16 protein-coding genes are annotated in these 20,089 nt (G+C 71.2%); 10 read left to right on the forward strand and 6 right to left on the reverse strand.

Annotation, left to right across the window (positions count from 1 at the left end; all coding sequences use genetic code 11):
• The first annotated feature begins 47 nt into the window (after nt 1-47).
• On the forward strand, nt 48-1,049 hold the full coding sequence (locus ACMXN5_RS25095) for a TIGR03617 family F420-dependent LLM class oxidoreductase (protein WP_439677089.1): 1,002 nt from the start codon (nt 48-50) through the stop codon (nt 1,047-1,049).
• A gap of 2,089 nt (nt 1,050-3,138) precedes the next feature.
• The gene (locus ACMXN5_RS25100) at nt 3,139-4,809 is read left to right on the forward strand and encodes an MFS transporter (protein ID WP_395791346.1); all 1,671 of its coding nucleotides are present in this window, start codon (nt 3,139-3,141) and stop codon (nt 4,807-4,809) included.
• A gap of 171 nt (nt 4,810-4,980) precedes the next feature.
• On the opposite strand, the gene cysC is transcribed toward ACMXN5_RS25100, so the two are convergent.
• Nucleotides 4,981-5,574, reverse strand: coding sequence for an adenylyl-sulfate kinase (cysC, locus tag ACMXN5_RS25105; RefSeq protein WP_078974805.1), 594 nt, complete (start codon nt 5,572-5,574; stop codon nt 4,981-4,983).
• A 294-nt stretch (nt 5,575-5,868) separates the two neighbouring features.
• Here cysC and ACMXN5_RS25110 point away from each other — a divergent pair, with 294 nt between their 5' ends.
• Together ACMXN5_RS25110 and ACMXN5_RS25115 are read left to right on the forward strand one after the other, a co-directional pair.
• Nucleotides 5,869-7,164, forward strand: a complete 1,296-nt coding sequence (locus ACMXN5_RS25110) for a sulfotransferase family protein (protein ID WP_439677090.1) — start codon at nt 5,869-5,871, stop codon at nt 7,162-7,164.
• A 1-nt stretch (nt 7,165) separates the two neighbouring features.
• The gene (locus ACMXN5_RS25115) at nt 7,166-8,383 is read left to right on the forward strand and encodes a hypothetical protein (RefSeq protein ID WP_439677091.1); all 1,218 of its coding nucleotides are present in this window, start codon (nt 7,166-7,168) and stop codon (nt 8,381-8,383) included.
• A 419-nt stretch (nt 8,384-8,802) separates the two neighbouring features.
• Here the strand turns inward: ACMXN5_RS25115 and ACMXN5_RS25120 are convergent, their stop codons facing one another.
• The 4 genes from ACMXN5_RS25120 to ACMXN5_RS25135 all read right to left on the reverse strand — a co-directional run bounded on the left by ACMXN5_RS25120 (nt 8,803) and on the right by ACMXN5_RS25135 (nt 12,365).
• The gene (locus tag ACMXN5_RS25120) at nt 8,803-10,272 is read right to left on the reverse strand and encodes an MDR family MFS transporter (protein ID WP_439677092.1); all 1,470 of its coding nucleotides are present in this window, start codon (nt 10,270-10,272) and stop codon (nt 8,803-8,805) included.
• A gap of 288 nt (nt 10,273-10,560) precedes the next feature.
• Nucleotides 10,561-10,884, reverse strand: a complete 324-nt coding sequence (locus ACMXN5_RS25125; RefSeq protein WP_379996529.1) for a DUF2470 domain-containing protein — start codon at nt 10,882-10,884, stop codon at nt 10,561-10,563.
• 60 nt (nt 10,885-10,944) lie between these two features.
• A complete protein-coding gene (locus tag ACMXN5_RS25130) occupies nt 10,945-11,583 on the reverse strand; it encodes a neocarzinostatin apoprotein domain-containing protein (protein ID WP_439677093.1) in 639 nt (212 codons plus the stop codon).
• 65 nt (nt 11,584-11,648) lie between these two features.
• Nucleotides 11,649-12,365, reverse strand: a complete 717-nt coding sequence (locus ACMXN5_RS25135) for a neocarzinostatin apoprotein domain-containing protein (protein ID WP_439677094.1) — start codon at nt 12,363-12,365, stop codon at nt 11,649-11,651.
• A 482-nt stretch (nt 12,366-12,847) separates the two neighbouring features.
• Between ACMXN5_RS25135 and ACMXN5_RS25140 the strand changes: the two genes are divergently transcribed.
• The 6 genes from ACMXN5_RS25140 (at nt 12,848) to ACMXN5_RS25165 (ending at nt 19,121) form a co-directional block, all read left to right on the forward strand.
• Entirely contained in the window at nt 12,848-13,537 is a 690-nt protein-coding gene (locus ACMXN5_RS25140; protein ID WP_395791358.1) for a heme oxygenase (biliverdin-producing), read from the forward strand.
• A 149-nt stretch (nt 13,538-13,686) separates the two neighbouring features.
• Entirely contained in the window at nt 13,687-14,670 is a 984-nt protein-coding gene (locus tag ACMXN5_RS25145; RefSeq protein WP_439677095.1) for an ABC transporter permease, read from the forward strand.
• Nucleotides 14,667-15,599: an ABC transporter permease gene (locus ACMXN5_RS25150; RefSeq protein WP_439677096.1), complete on the forward strand. Its 933-nt coding sequence runs from the start codon at nt 14,667-14,669 to the stop codon at nt 15,597-15,599. Before ACMXN5_RS25145 ends, ACMXN5_RS25150 begins: the two co-directional genes overlap by 4 nt.
• Nucleotides 15,596-17,179, forward strand: coding sequence for an ABC transporter substrate-binding protein (locus tag ACMXN5_RS25155; protein WP_439677097.1), 1,584 nt, complete (start codon nt 15,596-15,598; stop codon nt 17,177-17,179). Before ACMXN5_RS25150 ends, ACMXN5_RS25155 begins: the two co-directional genes overlap by 4 nt.
• On the forward strand, nt 17,179-18,147 hold the full coding sequence (locus tag ACMXN5_RS25160) for an ABC transporter ATP-binding protein (protein WP_439677098.1): 969 nt from the start codon (nt 17,179-17,181) through the stop codon (nt 18,145-18,147). The genes ACMXN5_RS25155 and ACMXN5_RS25160 overlap by 1 nt, the downstream gene beginning before the upstream one ends.
• Nucleotides 18,144-19,121 carry an oligopeptide/dipeptide ABC transporter ATP-binding protein gene (locus ACMXN5_RS25165; protein WP_439677099.1) on the forward strand — a complete coding sequence of 326 codons (978 nt, stop codon included), beginning with the start codon at nt 18,144-18,146 and terminating at the stop codon, nt 19,119-19,121. Before ACMXN5_RS25160 ends, ACMXN5_RS25165 begins: the two co-directional genes overlap by 4 nt.
• Before the next feature lie 49 nt (nt 19,122-19,170).
• Here ACMXN5_RS25165 and ACMXN5_RS25170 read toward each other — a convergent pair whose 3' ends face one another.
• The gene (locus ACMXN5_RS25170) at nt 19,171-19,611 is read right to left on the reverse strand and encodes a pyridoxamine 5'-phosphate oxidase family protein (RefSeq protein WP_439677100.1); all 441 of its coding nucleotides are present in this window, start codon (nt 19,609-19,611) and stop codon (nt 19,171-19,173) included.
• Between the last annotated feature and the right edge of the window lie 478 nt (nt 19,612-20,089).

Here is a 20,089-nt window from a genome sequence, read left to right on the forward strand (position 1 = left end):
CCTCTCCGCCGACACCCCGTCGCCTGACAACCCCTCAGCTCGATGTCATGGCAGCCGGCCTCACCCTCCGCGACATGCAACGGGCCGCGGCAGCCGCCGAGCGCGCCGGGTTCGACGGCCTGTGGCTCACCGAGGGCGGCCGCACCGCGTACACCGCCGCCACCGCCGCGGCGCTGGCCACCGAGAACCTGACCGTCGGGACGGGCATCGCGGTCGCGTTCGCCCGAAGCCCGATGGTCACCGCGTCGGCGGCCTGGGAACTGGCCGAGGCGACCGGCGGCCGGTTCGTACTGGGCCTGGGCACCCAGGTGCGGCCGCACATCGAACGGCGCTACTCGGCCGAGTTCGACCGGCCGGGTCCACGGCTGCGCGAGTACGTCGGCGCGCTGCGGGCGATCTGGGCGGCCTTCCGGGGCGAGGAACGGCTGCGGTTCAAGGGCGACTTCTATCGGTTCACCCTGATGACGCCGGAGTGGACGCCGGGCGGCTCGATCGCCGACCCGCCGATCTACCTGGCCGGGGTCAACCCGTGGATGTTGCGCATGATCGGCGAAGTGGCCGACGGCCTGCACGTCCACCCGCTGCACAGCGTGCGCTACATCGACGAGGTGGTCCGCCCCGAACTGGCCGCCGGCGGCGCGGCCGACGACTTCGCGCTGGTCTGCCCGGTGATGACGGCCACCGGCGACACCGACGAGGAGATCGAGACCGAACGCGAGAAGCTGCGCCTGCGCCTGGCCTTCTACGGCTCGACCCCCGGCTACTCGAAGGTCTTCGAAACCCACGGCTGGAACGACCTCCAACCCCGCCTCAACCGCCTCTTCGCCACCAAGGACCGCCAGGCCATGGCCACCGCCATCACCGACGAAATCCTGGACACCCTCACGGTAACGGCCCGTTGGACCGACCTGGCCCAGTCCCTCCTGACCCGCTACGAAGGGGTGGCAACCCGAGTAGTCGCATACTCGGCAGTGGGCACCTGGCGCGAAAACCCGGCACTGCTCGAACGCTGGACAGAGGTGACCCGCCAGTTCCACGACCTGAGCTGAGCCGAGCCGAGCTGAACTGGGCGTTCCCGACGCGCGTTGCACCCTGGGTCGCGGGTGGCCGGTGCGGGGTTGGCCAGAGTCGGCGATGGGCCGCCGCCGGCGTGCGTGGCTCCGAGACGTGGGGTTCCGACGAGACGTGCGTGTTGGTTGGCGAAAAAGCGGCCTGCAGCGGCGGGCGGGGTGGGTGCTCGGGTTGGGTTCTCGGGGCGTGCGTTCCCGAATGGGCCGGGTGTTTTCGGCGCGCGTTGCGCTTGTGGTTGCGGGTGGCCGGTCCGGGGCTGGTCAGAGTCGGTGATGGGCCGCCGCCGGCGTGCGGGGCTCCAAGACCCGGGGCTTCCGGCGAGACGGGCGTGTTGCTCGGCGAAAACCGGCCGGCGGCGGGGGCGGGAGGGGGCTCGGGTGGGGTTCTCCGGCTGGCCTTTCCGAGTGGGTCGGGGGTGTTTGGAGGGGAGTTGGGGTTCGAAACCGGATCGCGATGGGTGGTTGTGGGCTTCGAGGCTCGGTGACCTGCGGTTTTGCAAGGTCGAGACGGAAAGTCGGGCGTCGAGTGCCGGTTTCGTGCGCTCCGACCCCTTCAACGCCGGAGCGGAGGCCGAAACCGCACACTCGGAAGCCGGCTTCGAGCACTGCGCCCCAAAGAGGCCGTCGAGACGACCGAAAGTGCCCAGCGGGAGCTGAAACCGGATCCCGAGGCACCTCAAACGCTCCCACTTCGCGCTGACCTGCGGTTTTCTCTCACCTCGAGGCCACGGCACCCCGCGCGATCCGGTTTCGTGAACTCTCGCTCCATACACGCCCACTGCACCTCGAAGAAATGCCCTTCCCGACCCCCTCCGGAAGGCTCCCCGGCGGAGTCAACCGCACCGCCCGCCCTCTTCGCCCCTGCCGGCCGGTTTTCGGCGACCAACACGCCTGCCTCACCGGAAACCTTCGTCTCGGAGCCCCGCACGCCGGCGGCGGCTCATCACCGACTCTGACCAGCCCCGCACCGGCCCACGCAGCCACAAGCGCAACGCGCGCCGGAAGCACCCGACCCACCCCGGAAGGCCCCTCGGCGGACTCGACCCGACCCGTTCCCCTGCCCACTGCTGCCGGCCGGTTTTCGCCCACCAACATCTCCGTCTCGCCGGAAGCTTCGAGTCTTGGAGCCCCGCACGCCGGCGGCGGCCCACCACCGACTCTGACCAGCCCCGGACCGGCCAACCGCGACCCAAAGCGCAACGCTCGCCGGAAACACCCGACCCACTCGGAAAGGCCGGCCGGGGAACCCCACCCGAGCTCGCTCCCGCCCCCGCTGCCGGCCGGTTTTCGCCGACCAACGCGCCCGTCTCGTCGGGAGCCCCGGGTCTTGGAGCCCCGCACGCCGGCGGCGGCCCACCACCGACTCTGACCAGCCCCGCACCGGCCAACCGCGACCCAAAGCGCAACGCTCGCCGGAAACACCCGACCCACTCGGAAAGGCCGGCCGGGGAACCCCACCCGAGCCCGCTCCCGCCCCCGCTGCCGGCCGGTTTTCGCCGACCAACGCGCCCGTCTCGTCGGGAGCCCCGGGTCTTGGAGCCACGCACGCCGGCGGCGGCCCATCGCCGACTCTGACCAGCCCCGCACCAGCCATCCGCAACCGAAGTGCAACGGCCGTCGGGAACACCCGGCCCACTCGGGAAGGCTCCCGGCGGATCCGTTGCTTGGCGCCCGCTCGGGGCCAATGGCCTTGTCCGGCCGGGGAACCGTGCCCCCGTGCCCCCGGTCGAGCACGGCAGAGTCGTAATACCCCGGCTCCCGACCCCGACCCCCGACCGACCCCGACCCCGACAGGGAGCTGACGGGTCGTCAGGGAATTTGTATACTAAAGCGGGATCAACCTCCCAACCCTCCCGCCCGCACCCTTCCGCGCACTTCCCCGGCGTGCTAAACACTGTCAATCAGTTCGGCTGGAGTGCACCGATCCGGTTGGCGATGTCCACGAGACATGCCGGCCTCATCGAGGCCGAGTGGCGTTTTGCCCCCGCATATTCCGTACAAAACCGGGCGTGTCGCCCTAGTGACACGTGTCCGGTGCGCGTCCCTGCACAGAACGGAAAGTACCGGTATGTCTGCGACCGTTGAAGTATCCGCGAAGCCGCCGGAGCCCGGATCCGACCCGTCCTCCGTCGATACCGGTCGGCTGGAAGGGGTCTCCAAGGGCCGGGTGTTCGCCGTCCTGGCCGTCGTCGTGATGTTTTCCGAGGTCGTGCCGCTCCAGTACGCGATGATCTCCTCGGCCGTGCCGGAGATCGCGCCCTCGTTCCGGTCCGTCGGCGAGAGCATTTCGTGGATGGTGGTGATCCTGGGCCTCGTCGGCGGCGCGGTCAGCCCCCTGATCGGCAAGCTTTCCGATGTCTACGGGAAGAAGCGGCTGCTGCTCGCGACCAGCGTGTCGTTCCTGGTCGGGTCGTTGATCTGCGCGGTGACCAGCTCCTGGCCACTGTTCCTGGCCGGCCGGGCGCTCCAAGCGGTCGCCTTCGGTATGACCGCCGTGGTGTACGGGCTGATTCGCGACCTGATGCCGCGCAAGTTCATCCCGGTCGCGATCGGTGTCTCGGCCACCGGGCTCGGATTGTCCGCCGCGCTCGCGCCGGTTGTCGGCGGGCTGCTCACCGAGCACTACTCCTGGCGCTCGTTGTTCTGGTTCCTGGTCGTCTACATGGTCGTGCTGATCCCGCTCCTGCTGATCGTGGTGCCCGAGTCCAAGCTGCGGGTTCCACAGAAGGTGGACTACGTCGGCGGCGTCATCCTCGGCGGCGGACTCGCGCTGATCCTGCTGTACATCAGCCAGGGACAGGCCTGGGGCTGGGGCAAGCCCTCGGCGTTCGGGTACGCGCTCGCCGGCGTGGCCGTGATCGGGCTGTGGGTGCTGTGGGAGAAGCGGGTGGAGAACCCGATCATCGACCTGAAGCTGCTCACCGCGCCGCGCGTGGCCCTGGTGCTCGGGATCGCGTTCCTGGCCAACATGATCATCGGCATCCAGAACTACCTGACCAGCTACATGGGCCTGACCCCGGACAACGTCAAGCAGAGCACGCTCGACAAGTACGGCGACGGCGCCGTCCAGAGCGCCAAGGCCATGGGCGCGCCCGAGGCGATGTGGGCCGGCATCGCCGACCAGGTCAAGGCGGCGGTGTCGTTCAACGACTCGCTCGACTACGCGCTCGGCTTCACCCTCCTCGGCCTCGCCCTGCACGTACTGATCTGGCAGTCGATGTCCAGCATGATCGCGGGCCCGCTGGCCGGCCTCTGGGGACAGCGCAGCGGGTTGCGGATGCCGATGATCGTGGGCGTCACGACGCTGACCCTGGCCGGCTTCATGTACGTGTTCATGCACGACTCGTGGCAGCTCATGCTGATCTGCGGCGTGGTCTACGGCATTGGCTTCGGGATGTACTACGCCGCCGCGCCGAACCTGATCATCGAGGCCGTGCCGCAGGAGCAGCAGGGCATCTCGTCCAGCATGCTGGTCGTCGCCCAGTCCTTCGGCGCCTCGGTCGGCGTCGCGCTGCTGTCGCCGATCTTCACCAACAACCGCCTGCGGATCACCGGCCCGGCGCCGAGCGGCCAGGGCCTGGCCACCCAGGACGCCTGCGACCCGCGCGGCTGCACCTACACCACGGACGCCTTCACCACCGGCTTCTGGATCCTGATCGTGTGCGGCCTGCTGGCGCTGGTGATCGCGCTGGTCATGCGGCACGGCCGCAAGCCCGCCACGGGCGGCCTGCTCCACTAGGTCCTGCGCCTGCACCGGCGCCCATGCCGGCGCGAGCCGGGCGCCCCACCGATCGCACACCCGCTCGCGGTGTGTGACGCGGCGTCAGGACCCGTGGATCCGAGGGGGATTCACGGGACCTGACGCCGCGTCGGTGATCCTCGACAGTGATCCCGTCGGCGAACCCGCCGACTACCCCTCGCCCACCATCGTCTCCAGCAGCGCCAGCAGTCGCTCCGCCTGCTGTTCCGGGTCGCCGTCCGCCGGGGTGAGGCGCAACTCCGGCTTCTCCGGGGCCTCGTACGGGGCGGAGATGCCGGTGAAGTCGCCGATCTCGCCGCGCCGGGCCTTCGCGTACAGGCCCTTCGGGTCGCGGCGTTCGCACTCCTCGATCGGGGTGTCGACGAACACCTCCAGGAACGGCAGGCCGTCCCGGGCGTGCAGCGCGCGGACCCGGTCGCGGTCGGCGCGGTAGGGGCTGATCACCGGGACGATCGCGACCACGCCCGCGTCGGCGAACAGCCTGGCCACCTCGCCGACCCGGCGGATGTTCTCGGTCCGGTCCTCGGCTCCGAAGCCCAGGTCGCCGTTCAGGCCGAGCCGCACGTTGTCGCCGTCCAGGCGATACGCGGTGACCCCGCGCTCGACCAGCAGCCGTTCGGCGATCACCGCGACCGTCGACTTGCCCGAACCCGACAGGCCGGTGAACCAGACCGTCGCCCCGAGCGACGGACGCTGCTCGCGCGTCACTCCGCCCTCGTGCCAGACCACGTTGCGCTCGCTCACGACTCTCCATCCGCCCGTTCGCATTGAACCCGAGGATTCGTACCGTACGGGGCGACCCGGCGCGGTTCGGCCTCGGTCCAGCACCCGGACGCCGAGCAGGCGATCCGTGAAACCGATCCGTGAAACCGATCCGCGAAGCCGCCGCGAATCTGACGCCTCTTCAGATTTACCTTCACAAAGAGCTAACCTGCGCGCGGGACCGAGCCACACCCGCCCGAGCCCGAGACGCGAGACGTGACACGCGAGCGCGAGCCGCGAGCCGCGAGACCCGAACGTGAGGGAGGCCGACCGGCCATGGCCTGGACACCACCACAACGCGCCGCCTGGACCGAGACCCTGGCGGCCGGCGCCATCCCACCGCTCACCGACGACCTCGACCGCCCCTTCGACGCCGACACCCTCCTCGGCGAGGCCCGCGCCCGGGCCGGCGGCGTGGTGGACCCGGCCGGCGACCCGGAGACCGCCGACGTCGCCCTCCCCCTCGCCGACACCGACCCCGCCTTCCGCGAGGGCCTGGACCGCCTCCTCCATTCCCTCGAACACGAGGCGAACCTGGACCGGGTCGGCCGTTGGTGGGCGTACACCTGGGTGAATCGCCTCTTGGACGTCCGGCTCCAGGTCGCCCGCTACGTCCGCGCCGACCCCGGCGTGCGCGACGAACCGATCGAGCGGCCGATCTTCGTCACCGGCGGCCCCCGCACCGGTACCTCGATCCTGCACGCGCTGCTCGCCCACGATCCGGCCAACCGGGTGCCCACCACCTGGGAGTTCCTGCGCCCCGTCCCGCCGCCGGAGCCCGCCACGCGCGACACCGACCCGCGCATCGCGCTCGCCGAGCGGGAGATTCGCTTCGTCACCACGGCCGTTCCCGCGATGGACGCGATCCACGAGAAGAGCGGCACGCTGCCCAAGGAGTGCATCAGCGCGCACGCGCTCGCGTTCCGCTCCGAGGACTTCACCGGGCAGTTCGCGATCCCGTCGTACGCCGCGTGGCTGGCCGACTGCGACATGCGGCCCGCGTACGCCTACCACCGGCTGGTCCTGCAGATCCTGCAGCGACGTACGCCGGGGGCGACCCGCTGGGTGCTCAAGTCGCCCGCGCACCTGCTGACCCTGGACGCGCTGGTCGACGTGTATCCCGACGCGCGCCTGGCGGTGACCCACCGCGACCCGCTCACCGTGCTGGCCTCGCTGAGCAGCCTGATTGCCACCATTCACCACGCGTACGGGAATCGCTCCGACATCCGCGACGTCGCACGGACCCAGAGCGACCTGTGGTGCACCGCCTACGCCCGGCTCACCGCGTTTCGCGACGCGGGCCGGGTCGCCGAATCCGACTGGCACGACTCGACCTACGCGGACTTCATGCGCGATCCGATCGTGGTGGTACGGAAGTTGTACGCCGGGTTCGGGCTGGAGTTCGGCGCGGAGGCGGAGGGCCGGATGCGGGCGTATCTGGCCGCGCGCCCGCAAGGGCGGCACGGGCGGCACGCCTATACGTTCGACGACCTCGGCCTGGATCGGGAGGACGTACGATCCCGACTGACGGACTATCAGAAGCGGTTCCGGGTTCCGACGGAAGAGATCTGACGTGCACTCGGATCCGAACGACCGCTCGCGGCCCGACACTTCCGCCTCCGGCGTGGTCGACGGCAGTGCCTGGCGCGCCTATTGCGAGCGCATGGCCGCACTGGGCGATCGTATCCTCGAGGCCGACTTCCCCGGCGCGACCGACGCCGACCGGGCCGAGGGCGTCCGGCACCTGGCCAATCAGGTCGCGTGCTGGTTGACCTACCAACTCGCCGCGACCGACCCGGAGAACCCGGCCTTCTTCACCCACAACGACCTGGCCTACCGCTGGGGCGGCCCGAACGTGGACCAGAACGCGCGGCGTGCGCCGATCGCCGGGGACGGCGTGTACCGCCTGACCGTGACCATGAACGCCTGCGAGAAGTTCGTGCTCCAGGTCAAGCCGGGGGACATGCACGCGGGGCGTACCGAGGTGTTGGCGGAGACCTCCTCCACCGCGCTGGGTGTGGGGCCGGGGGACACGGTCGAGATCGTGCTGAGTGCCGACCGGCAGCCGGGCAATTGGATCGAACTCACGCCGGATGCACGGGTGTTGCACGTGCGCGACTACTACTTCGACTGGACGCCGGAGCAACCCGCGATGCTCGCTCTGGAGCGGCTGGACACCCAGGGGCGACCGGCCGAGCGGGTCACCCCGGAGCGGGTCGCGGGCATGCTGGCCGGTGCGGCGACCTCGGTGGAGAACTCGATCGAGGTCTGGAACGAATGGGTTCGGGCGACGGGTGATCGGCAGCCGGTGAACACGTTCAGTACGCCCTCGACGGTGGCCGGTGGGGTCAAGGAGGTCGTCTACGGCTTTGCGCGGGTGCGGCTGACGGATGATCAGGTGCTTGTGGTGGAGATCGATCCCCGGGTTTCCGGGCAGTGGGACCTGCAGCTGTACAGCCCCGGCTGGTTCGAATCGCTCGACTTCGCCAACCGGCAGACCTCGCTGAACCACGTGCAGGCCGAGCACGATCCGGACGGGTGGATCCGGGTCGTGATCGGGGCGGTGGATCCGGGCGTGCCGAACTGGCTGGACACCGAGGGGCGGGCGGAGGTCTTCGCCACGCACCGCTGGCTCGACCCGCACGCGCAGCCGGCGGTTCGGGCGGTGGTCGTTCCGCGCACGTCGGTGCGGGAGCACGTGCACCCGTCGACGCGCACGATCGGGGCCGCGGAGCGACAGGAGTCCTTGCGAAGGCGCGCAAAACACGTGGCCTGGCGCTTCCGGGCCTGAGCCTGGCGGCCGGGTGGTGGGTCGTTGCGTGCGGCCGGCGGCTGCGGTTGGTGGCGCCTGCGGCGGGCGTCCTCAAGCGCCGGACGGGCTGGGGGTGGTGTGGTTCCCCTCGATGCGTGGGCTTCGCGTCGGGTGGGCTGGTGTTGGTTGCGTTTGGTGTCGTTGGTTGCGGTCCGTGGCGCCTGCGGCGGGCGTCCTCAAGCGCCGGACGGGCTGGGGGTGGTGAGGTTCCCCCCGACGCGCGGGCTTCGCGCCGGGCGGGCTGGAGGGAGTGTCGTTCCCCTCGACGTGTGGGCTTCGCGCCGGACGGGCTGGAGGGGTGCCGTTCCCTTCGATGCGTGGGCTGCGCCGGAGGGGCTGATTGCGGCCGGGGTGGGGTGGGTGTTTCCCGGTTGGTGTGGGTCCACGCGAGCTTTGGGTCAGACCTTTGCGGGTTCCGTTGACTGGGGCGTGGTTGTCGGGGTGGGCTCCGGCTTTTTGCGGAGTGTGGAGGCTGCGTCGTTGTCGCGGATGGTCAGGGCGGCGATGGCGCCGAGGACTGCCAGGGCTGCGGCGACCAGGAAGGCTACGTGGTACGCGTGCAGGTTCGGGGTCGGCGCGCCGCCGCCGTGGCCGGTCATCGTGCCGATGCCGGCCAGGATGCTGGCCAGCAGTGCCACGCCCAGGGCCGAGCCGAGTTGGCGCTGCACGTTGAAGATCGTCGAGGCGCGGCCGTTGTCCGCCGGCGCCGTCCGCGCGAACGCCGCCGCCTGCATCGGGATCATCACGTGCGCCATCGACGCGCCGGTGCAGAACATCAGCACCACGATCAGCACGGCCGCCGTGTCCCCGTCGACCAGCGCGAGCAGCGACGCACACGCGCCGATTCCGAGCAGGCCGCCCGCCATCAGCCGGCGCGGGCCGACCACCGGGTACAGGCGCGAGACCCACTGGGTGGCGATCACCACGCCGAACGCCTCCGGGAAGGTGAGCAGGCCCGTCTCCAGGGCCGACTTCCCGAACGCCTGCTGCTGCATCAGCGGGAAGACGTACAGCACGCCCAGGAACGCCGCCGAGTTCACCATCGACACCACGTTGGTGCTGACGAACAGCCGATCCCGGAGCAGCCGCAGGTGCAGCATCGGCTCCTTGACCCGCAGCTCGACGAAGACCATCGCCACGCACAAGAGCAGTCCCGCGATCCCGGTGGACAGGATGATCGGCGAGCCCCAACCCTTGGTCGCGCCCTCGCTCAGCGCGTACATCAGCAGTGCGAAGCCGGCCCCGGAGAGCACGAAACCGGGCAGGTCGAAGCGGCCCGCCTTGGGGTTGCGGTACTCCTCCAGGAACATCAGGCCGAACACGAACGCGGCCACGCCCACCGGCAGGTTGATGTAGAAGACCCAGTGCCAGGACGCCTTGTCCACGAGCAGCCCGCCGAGCACGGGACCGAGTGCGGGGGCCAGCGCCGTGGGCACCATCAGGATGCGCGAGGCGCGGACCCGCTCCTCGGGCGGGAAGACCCGGAACATCATCGCCATGCCGACCGGCGTCAGCATGCCGCCGCCCGCGCCCTGGAGGATGCGGAAGAGCACCAGCTGGTCGATGCTCTGCGCCAGACCGCACAGCGCGGACGCGCCGGTGAACAGGGCCAGCGCGATCAGGAAGACGCGCTTGGTGCCGAACCGGTCGCCCAGCCACCCGGACGCGGGGATGAACACCGCGAGACTGACCAGGTAGCCGACGGCGACCGTGGCCAGCGAGGCCTGGGACGCCCCGAGGTCCTTGCCGATGGCGGGCAGCGCGACGTTGATGATGGTGACGTCGAGGATGTTGACGAACATCGCGGCGACGAAGACGGCGCCGACCACGACCTTCTGGCTGAGACGTGACGCGGATATGGGCGGCATACGGGTGGGGCCTTCAATCGGGAGGCGATGAGGGGAGGAGGGGGAGAGTGGGCGCAGCTTATTTATACTGAGCGAAGCTCAGTATATCTTTTCGTACGCGTGTATCCGACAGGTTATTTACGCAGGTTATTTACGGCCGCGGCCGGGCGCGTTCCAGGCTCCCCGCGCCCCGGACACCACAACGCCGACGGTCCGGGAGACCTTCCTCCCGGACCGTCGGCGTGGCGCTCGTTACCCCGTCCTACAGGTGGTCGGGCCGCTTCGCCCGCCGGTTCCCCGCTCGCGCGCTCAGTGCTCGCCCTCACCCCGGGGCGGCAGGCCCAATGCCTCGCACGCCGCGTTGTACTGCGCGACGACCTCGATCCGGACGTCCCGGCGCTCGGTGATCGACCGGCTCCACGGCACCCGGACCTCGACCGGCGCGCCCGCCACGATCGCCGAGTAGTAGGCCGCGTCGCCGTCCAGGCCGGTCATCGTCGCCGAGGTGGCCTCCGGCCGGCCGCCCAGACCGCGAGCGATCAGCAGGCAGTCGTCGGGGTGGTCGTCGTTCATGTGCTTGCAGACGGCGGTGATCGCGTCCGCTCCGAACGGGTTGACGGTCGCCTCGCTCATGCGGGTCGCCTCCGGCGGTCGGCGGTGGGGGATGCGGTGGGGGTACGGATGGGGGAGTGGTCAGCCGGACACGGAGTCGCGGCGCCGACGCGACGCGAGCACCGAGCCCACGCCGAGCACCAGCATGCCCGCACCCACGTAGCCGAGCTGCGTGCTCGACGCGCCCGTCTTCGGCAGTTGCGGCTGACCGGCCTCGTTGGTGGTGCCGGTCTGCGGCGCGGTGCCGGTCGGGGCCTTGTCGGCGGGCGTCCCGGCCGCGCCGGCGAAGGACACCGGGAGCCACACGTCCTGGTCGCGGTTGGCGAGGTCGGTGTGGTCGTTGAAGGTGGCCACGAAGCACGCCGTGGTGGCGCAGTCGACCTTCGCCTTGTCCTTGCCCTCGAAGCTCTGCGTGGGCTTGAGCTTGACCGTGAACGTGCCGTCCGGGCCGACCTGCGGGACGTAGCCCGCGTTGCCGTACTGGGTCGGCACGCCGCCGGCCGGCTTGGCCACGGTCTGCGCGACGTACACGCCCTTGCCCGGCTTGTAGCCCTTGCCGGTGACGGTGATCTCCTCGCCGCCGGCGGCCAGGCCGGTCGACTTGGACAGGGTGATCGTCGGCGCGTCGGCGGCCGAGGCCGGAGCACTCGCGAACGCGGTGAGGCCGAGGCCGGCGATCGCGGTCGCGGCGACGGCCGCGGCCGTACGGGACTTGCGCATGTGGACTCCGAACGAAGACTGGCTGGTGAGGCGGGCAGGGGAGGTACGGGAGCGGGGCCGGCGGATCAGGCGCTCGGGCGGCGGCGCTTGACCACGACACCGGCGACGACCAGGACGACCACGACCCCGGCGACCACGCCGACGATCAGGCCGGTGTTGCCGTCGTCGTCATCGTCGTCCTTGTCCGCGGCCGAGGACTTCGCCGGGGTGGAGGCGGTCGCGGCCGGCGCACCGGCGGAGGCCGGGGGCTGCGCCGCGCCGCCCGCACCCGGGGCGCCGGCCTGCGGAGCGGCGGTGGCCGGACCCGGCGTGGCCGGCAGGCCCGCGACCTCGCCCTCGAAGCCGATCGGCAGGTAGACCTCCTGGGTCCGGTCCTTGCCGTTGGCCGAGTTCGAGGTGGCGATCGCGCATCGCGTCTTCAGGCAGTCGACCGCGCCGAACTTGGCGGCCACCTTGACGTCGGTGCTGAACGAGCCGGTCGCGTCCGCCTCGGTGGGGCCGGCGAACGAGCCCATGTCGCACGCGCGGCCCGCGCCCTGGGCGGGATCGCACGGGAGGATGAACAGCCGTACGCCCGGCGTGAAGCCCTTGCCGACCAGCTTGACCACGTCGCCCGCCGGGTTCAGGCCGGTGGTCTTGGCCGCGCTCAGCGTGGCCTTGCCCGCCGCCGGCGTGCCGGTCGCGTGCGCCGGGCCCGCGAGGCCGAGAACCAGCCAGGCGAGGAGGAGGGTCGCGGTGGCGGCGACGGCGCCGCCGAGGCGTCCGGTGCGGGCTGGGCTCACGTTGTTTCCCCTGGGTCGACCGTACGCTTGCGTACGGAATGATTGGAGGTGAGGCTATCCTAAGACGGGTCGAGTCGCCGGAAGGTTCGGGGGTGGTTCCGAGACGCTTCCGAGACGCGTTCCGACGGGCCCTGTAGGCCCGTTGCCATGTTCCTCCCGGGTCGCCCTCGGGTCGCCCTCGGGTCGCTTTCGGGTCGCCTCCGGGTTTCTCCCGGCCCGCCGGCCCGCCGAACGTGACCCCACCGACAACGTGCCGACAAGTTGTCGGTAACTTATTGACGGCACCGTACGGCGCCGCACAGACTGCGGGGGCCGGCGGAAACGGGCGAAGAACCGATTCCCCGCAGATGCTTTGTCATGGGCTTCGCCATGGCCGAAGCGCCGACTCAGCACGGGCAAAGGCGCCCGATCCTCCACAGTTCGCACCGTACGCACCCATTCGTGCGTGTCCGGTAGATCTTGTCGCACCTAGGGGAAACCTCATGACCACGACCGAGACCGCCGAAACCGCCGGTGCCACCCCGACCTTCGCCGAGACGCTGCGCAAGCGCTCGTGGGCCTTCCACCAGGAGGCCGAGGGCTCGGGCTTCCTGGAGGCCCTGATGAAGGGCGAACTGACCCGCGACGCCTACACCGCGATGGTGGCCCAGCACTACTGGGCGTACGCGGTGCTCGACGACGCCGCGGACACCATGCGCGAGCACCCGATCGGCGCCCCGTTCGCGGACGCGCGCCTCGACCGCCGGGCGATCCTGGAGGCCGACATGCTCTTCCTGGCCGGTGAGGGCTGGCAGGAGCGCTGGCCCGCCAACGAGGCCACCCGGCGCTACACCGACCGGATGCGGGAGAAGTGCTACGACTGGGCCGGCGGCTTCGTCGCCCACCACTACACCCGCTACCTCGGCGACATGTCCGGCGGCCAGTTCATCGCCAAGCAGATGCGCAAGCACTACGACCTGCCCGGCACGCGGGGCAGCGACTTCTACGTCTTCGACGGGCTGGGCGACCTGACCGTGTGGAAGGACGCGTACCGCGCGGCGATGAACGACGCCCCGTGGGACGAGGCCGAGCAGGAGCTGGTGATCCAGGAGGTGCTGTTCGCGTACGACATCAACAGCGCCGTACTGCGCGAGCTGGGCCAGGACCTGGACCGCTACCGCAAGGCCGCCTGACCCGAACGCGGCCCTCGGCACGACCGGCCGGCGGACCGCCGCCGGCACCGTCCCGAACCCGCCGCTTCGGACTCACCGCACGACCCGGGGGCCCACCGTCCGATGCGCCGTCCGACAATGGATGGCGCATCGGATCGGCAGGGGGAGCAATGACGAACTACCTGGCACGGCGCGTCCTGGGCGTCGTGGTGGTGATGTTCGCCGTCCTGACCGGCCTGTTCCTGCTGCTGCACGCCTCCCCGGTCAGTCCGGTCAACCAACTCGCGCCGCAGGTCGCCGCCGATCCCGTGGCCCGGGCCGCGGTCGAGCACCGGATGGGTCTGGACCGACCGCTGGTGACCCAATACCTCGACTACGTCGGCGACGCGCTGCGCGGCGACCTCGGCACCTCGCTCTACGACGGCACCTCGGTCGCCGACCAGGTCGGCCGGGCGCTGCCCGTATCGCTCGAACTGGGGCTGATCGCCTCGGTGTTCGCGGTGATCCCGGCCGTCGTCCTGGGCGCGTGGTCGGTGCTGCGCCGCGGCGGGGTCGTCGACCACGGCACCCGCGTGCTGACCGTGCTCGCGATGTCCCTGCCCGGCTACTGGCTCGCCGTGGTCGCCCTGGTGGTGGTCGGCGACAGCCATCCCGATCTGCTGCCCAACGCCGGCGGCTTCGTCACCTTCGGCGAGGATCCCGCGGCCAACCTCCGGGTGCTCGTGCTGCCCGCGATCGTGCTCGGCCTGGCCACCTTCGCGATGCTCACCCGCTCGCTGCGCGGCGGCCTCGCCGACGCGATGGCCTCCGACCACGCGATGTTCGCCCGCGCGATGGGCGGCTCGCGGCTGCTCACGCTGCGCCGGGTGGCGCTGCGCGGGGCGCTGTTGCCGACGCTGACCGTGGCCGGCGTACTGATCGGCGGCCTGCTCTCGGGCACCGTGCTGATCGAGAACGTGTTCCAGATCCCCGGAATCGGCCAGCTGATGGTCACCGCCTTCCAGCGGCAGGACTATCCGCTCGCGCTCGGCGCGTGTGTCGCGACCTCGGCGATCTTCCTGCTCCTGAACCTGGTGGTCGACCTGCTCTATCCGCTCGTCGACCCGCGTACCGCCGCGGGCTTGACCGACGACCTCGCGGGGCGGGCCGCGTGAGGGCCCGGACGCGGTTGCCGCACCTCGGCGCGGCCGGGTGGGTCGGCGTGGTCTGCGTACTGCTCTATCTCCTGGTCGCCACCGTCGGCCGGTTGCAGGGCGATCCCGCCGCGCTGGTCGCCGCCGGACCCGAGGCGCCCTCGCTCGGGCACCCGTTCGGCACCGACCACCTGGGCCGCGACCTGCTGGCCCGGACCGCCGAGGGCGCCTGGACCTCGCTGCTGATCTGCCTGTCCTCGATCGGCTTCGCGATCGTGGTCGGGGTGCCGCTGGGCGTGCTGGCCGGGCGTCGGCACGGCGGGCGGCTCGACGGGCTGCTGATGCGCGCGGTGGAAACCCTCCAGGCGCTGCCGCAGTTCGTCTTCGTGATGTTCCTGATCGGTCTGATGGGCACGGCCGACATGCACTTCGGGCCGCTCACCGTGGGCAACGGGGCCCGGGTCGCGTTCGCCATCGGCCTCGGCTTCGTGCCCTACTTCGCCCGGGTCGCGCGCGCCGCGACCGTGGTGGAGATGCAGGAGGACTACGTGGCCAACCTGCGCGGCCTGGGGGTGCCGGAGCGGGAGATCCTCTTCCGCGAGGTGCTGGTCAACGTCTGGCCGCCGGTGCTCGGCCAGGCCTGTCTGGCGATGGCCATCGCGGTCTTCGCCGAGGGGGGTCTGAGCTTCCTGGGTCTGGGCGTGGCCCCGCCGCATGCCACCCTGGGCAATCTGATCGCCGACGCGGGCGGGCAGATCATCGGCGGCGACTGGTGGTACGCCACGCTGCCCGGCACGGTCCTGGTGCTCGGCATCCTGGGCTTCAACCTGCTCGGCGACACGGTCGGCGGCCGGCCGGGCCGCCGCGCGCGACCGGCCCCGAGCGCCCCTCGCGTCCCGCGCCAACGACACGGCTCCACCCCGACCCCGACCCCCAAGGAGACCCAGTGACCCCGGTGCGCAGAGTCGGCCTGAACCGTCGAGGCTTTCTCGGCCTCGCGGCGCTCGCGGCGGCCGGCGGCACCGGCGTGCTCACCGCGTGCTCCGGCTCCTCGGGCACCAAGCGGGTGGCCGATCGGCACAAGGACGGCATCCTGCGGATCGGCGTCGCCTCCGCGCCCAGCAGCCTCAATCCGCTCGACTCCGGCTCGGAGATCACCCGCTGGATCGCCGAGCCGATCATGGAGAGCCTGTACCGCTACGACAACACCCTCGCCTCGGTGCCGCTGCTCGCCGACGGCGAACCGCAGATCAGCGACGACGGGCTGGCCTGGACCATCCGGCTGCGCCAGGGCGTGCTCTGGCACAACGGCACGCCGTTCGCCGCGGACGATGTGGTGGCCACCCTCGCGCACATGCTCGACCTGTCGGCCGGCAGCGAGTGGATCACCTACATGCTCGGCTACCTGTCCCGGTTCGAGAAGGTCGACGAGCACACCGTGCGGATCGTGCTGAGCAAGCCGTACGGCCTGCTGCGCTCGCATCTGACCAACCTGCCGATCACCCACCGGGACTTCGTGGCCCGCAAGGACACCATGATGGGCACCGGGCCGTACCGGCTCGACACCTTCGTGGCCGGCCAGAGCTTCACCCTCTCCCGCTTCGACCGCTACCACGGCGGCCAGTACCCGGCCGGCTCCGCGCCCGCGTTCGCCGGCATGCAGTACACCGTCTTCACCGACGCCAACACGCGCGTGCTGAGCCTGCGTCAGGGCAAGGTCGACCTGATCACCGCACCGTCCTTCGCCACCTTCGACACCATCCGCAAGGACCGCTCGCTCGCGCTGGTGCTCACCGAGGCGCCGCTGGACGTGCTCAGCTACGTGATGATGCGCAAGGAGCCGTTCAGCGACCCGGACTTCCGCAAGGCGGTCGCGCTGTCGATGGACCGCCAGGGCGTGTTGCAGCGGGTGTACGGCGGCGAGGGCACCATCGGACAGGGCCCGATCGGGCCCGCCGAACTCGGCTGGGACGCCGGGTTCGCCCCGTTCGCGCCCGCGCCCGACCTCGCTCGCGCCCGCGACCTGCTGGCCCGGGCCAAGACCGGCAAGCGCTCGTTCACCGTGACCATCGGTACCAACCAGGGCATCCGCGATGTGGCCCAGGTCCTGGTCGCCGGCTGGAAGCAGGTCGGACTCGACGTGACCATCGAGCAGTTGGCCGGCGGTCCCTGGTCGAACAAGTGGCTCTCGCGCGACTACGACATGCTGATGAACACCTTCTCCTCCGGGTTCACCTCCGGCCCGGCGAACTACCTCACACTCGCTCCCGCCGGGTCCACCAACGTGCTCTCCTGCGGCTACGCCAATCCCGAGGTGGACCGGCTGATCGACACCGTCTGGCAGACCTCGAACGACGCCGAGCGGGTGGCCGCGCTGTCCCGGGTGGACCGGCTGCTCGCCGAGGACGCGGTGATCACCCCGCCGGTCTACCCCAAGCTCGCGCTGGCCCAGCGCGCCGAGTTGTCCCCGCTCGACCCCACGATGTTGCGGATCAGCCGGCTCGACCCGCACCACCTGCGGTTCGTGTGATGGCGGACACCACCGCGAGTGCCGCGCCGCTGCTGCGGGTGCGCGACCTCGACGTCACCTATCCCGGTCCGGTGCCCGCGGTGCGCGGGGTCTCCTTCGATGTCGCGCCGGGCGAGATCCTGGGCCTGGTCGGCGAGTCGGGCAGCGGCAAGAGCAGCGTGTGCACCGCGCTGACGGGCCTGCTGCCGGCCGGCGCGCACCGCCGCGCCGACGCCATCGAGTTCGAGGGCACCGACCTGGCCGCGCTGCGCGAGCGCGACCTGCGCCGAGTGCGCGGCCGGCGGCTCGCGTTCGTACCGCAACAACCGATGACCTCGCTGGCGCCGACCACCCCCGTCGTGCGCCAACTGCGCTGGTACCTGGGCGATCGGCTGGACGACGTCGAGGTCCGCGAGACGCTGACCGGCATCGGCCTGGGCCCGGTCCTGGACCGCCCGCGCGACCTGCCCGGCGGTTTCTCCGGCGGGCAAATCCAGCGGGTGGTGATCGCCATCGCCGCGCTTGCGCACGAACCCGCGCTGCTGCTCGCCGACGAGCCCACCACCACACTGGACGCGACCGTGCAGGCCCAGGTGTTGCGGCTGCTGCTGACTCTGCGCGACAAGCTCGGACTGGCCCTGATCTACGTCTCGCACGACCTCGCGGTGGTGTCCACGATCTGCGACCGGGTCGGGGTGATGTACGGCGGCCGACTGGTCGAGACCGCCCCCGTGCGGGAGTTGTTCGCCGCGCCGCGACACCCCTACACCCGGGCGCTGCTCGCCGCGATGCCCGCGACCACGCCGGCGGATCGGCCGCTGCGCGCGATCGAGGGCACCGCGGAGGGGGCGAACCTGCTGCCGGGCTGCCCGTTCGCGCCGCGCTGCCCCCAGGTGCTGGGGGTGTGCCGGGAGCGCATGCCCGAGCCCACCGCACACGGGGCGGGCATGGTGCGCTGCCACCTCGCGAGTGAGCGGGTCGGGGCATGACCGCGCTGCTCGACGTACAGGGGCTGACCCGTCGGTTCACCCTGCCGCGACCGTTCGGCCGGCGGACCGCGCCGCGCGTGGTGCACGCCGTCGAGGACGTCTCGTTCGAGGTCGCGGCCGGTGAGGTGTTGGCCGTGGTCGGCGAATCCGGGTGCGGCAAGACCACCGTCGCCCGGGTGCTCGCGGGTCTGGACACCGCGACCTCGGGCACCGTCGCACTGGCCGGCCGCGAGCTGACCGGCGCCCGAACCCCGGCCGACCAACGGCTGATCCAGTTCGTCACGCAGAACCCGAGGGCAGCGTTCAACCGCCGCCGCACCCTGCGGCACGCCCTCGACCAGCCGCTGCGGGTGCACGGCCTGGGCGCCGGCCGCGCCGAACGGGACGCGCTGGTGGCCGAGATGGTGGAGCGTGTCGGCCTGTCGACGGAACACCTGGACCGCCTTCCGGGCGAGCTGAGCGGCGGCGAACTGGCCCGCCTGGTGCTGGCCCGCGCGCTGCTCGTGCGCCCGCGCGTGCTGGTCCTGGACGAGCCCACCGCGAGCCTGGACGCGAGTGTCAAGGCGACCGTGGTCGACCTGCTGCTGCGGCTGCGCACCGAATTGGACCTGGCGATCGTGGTGATCACCCACGAGATCGACATCGCCCGCCGGCTCGCCGACCGGGCCGCGGTGATGTACCTGGGACGGATCGTCGAGCTGGGTCCGGCCGCCTCGGTCCTGGCCCGGCCGCGCCACCCGTATCCGCGCCTGCTGCTCGCGAGCGTGCCGGTGCCCGACCCCGAGCGCATCGGCCCGGCGAGTGCGGCCGACTTCGGCGCGGGCGCGATCGGCGAGGTGCCGTCGGCGCTCGACCCGCCGTCGGGCTGCGCGTTCCATCCGCGCTGCGCGCTCGCGACCGAGGTGTGCGCCGAGCGGCGGCCGGCGCGGGAGATCCTGGACGACGTCGAGGTCGCCTGCCACCACCCGCACTGAGACCGGAGCGGGGCCGGCCCGAACCCGCTCCGAGAGGGCCCGGCGCGGCTCAGGCGGGAACCGGCCGGCCCGCCGCCCGGAGCAGCCGCCCCGCGACCACCTCCGGCACGATCCGGAAGAACCGGTGCGGGTGCTCCGACTCCCACGTGGGCGGCAACATCTCGGCCAGTCGGGCGCCCTCGTGCGACTCGTCCACCGGCGATACCCGGCCGGTGACCGTGACGGTCCACCCGTCGTGCTCGCGCACGTCCCAGGCGTCCGCCTCGAACGCGCACACGCTGTCGTGCAGCGCCGCGTGTACCCGCCGGTCGGCGGCCAGGCGGAAGGCGAGCGTGCCCCGGTCGAGCCGGAAGCGCACCGGCAGGATCGCGGGCAGCGCGTCCAGGGTGAACACGACCCGCCCGATCGGCACGGAGGCCATCAGGGCGAGCGCGTCCTCGGGCGCGAGCTCGCGCAGGGCCCGCGCGTATCGATTCGTGTCGTGCGGCATGCCTCCAGCGTGCCCCGGGGCCGGCCGCCCGCGCAGGGGCAAAAGTCCCGGATGTGTGGACCGTCGGTCGGCCGGGTGGGGGCCGATCGCCGAGGAGTCGCGCATTCGGGTATCGATTCGGTGTACGGCGGCGTGTCGGCGCGCACCGCTATCCTCCGGGTATTCCGCAAATCCGGAAAGTTGATCAACATTTCGCCGAGTACTCGCTTTATCGACCCCGCTTGGTCCATTGCGCACGGATAATCGCCGTACTCCTCATGCGGAAGGCGGAACTCCGCACTACTCCGCAAGGAGGGGATCGGGTGACGAAACCTCCTCAGGTGCCCGGAAACCACCGGGGCATGCCGGACGTCCTGAGTGGTACGGGGATCGTCGAGGGTGCCCCGGACGTTCGTGGTGATAACAAAAGTGTTTCGCGAAGGAAAAGTCCGGGTGAGCTATGACACGCGTGTTCTCGGTGCTTGATCGATCCGACTTC

It is taken from the genome of Embleya australiensis (assembly GCF_051903075.1).
Taxonomy (GTDB): Bacteria; Actinomycetota; Actinomycetes; order Streptomycetales; family Streptomycetaceae; genus Embleya.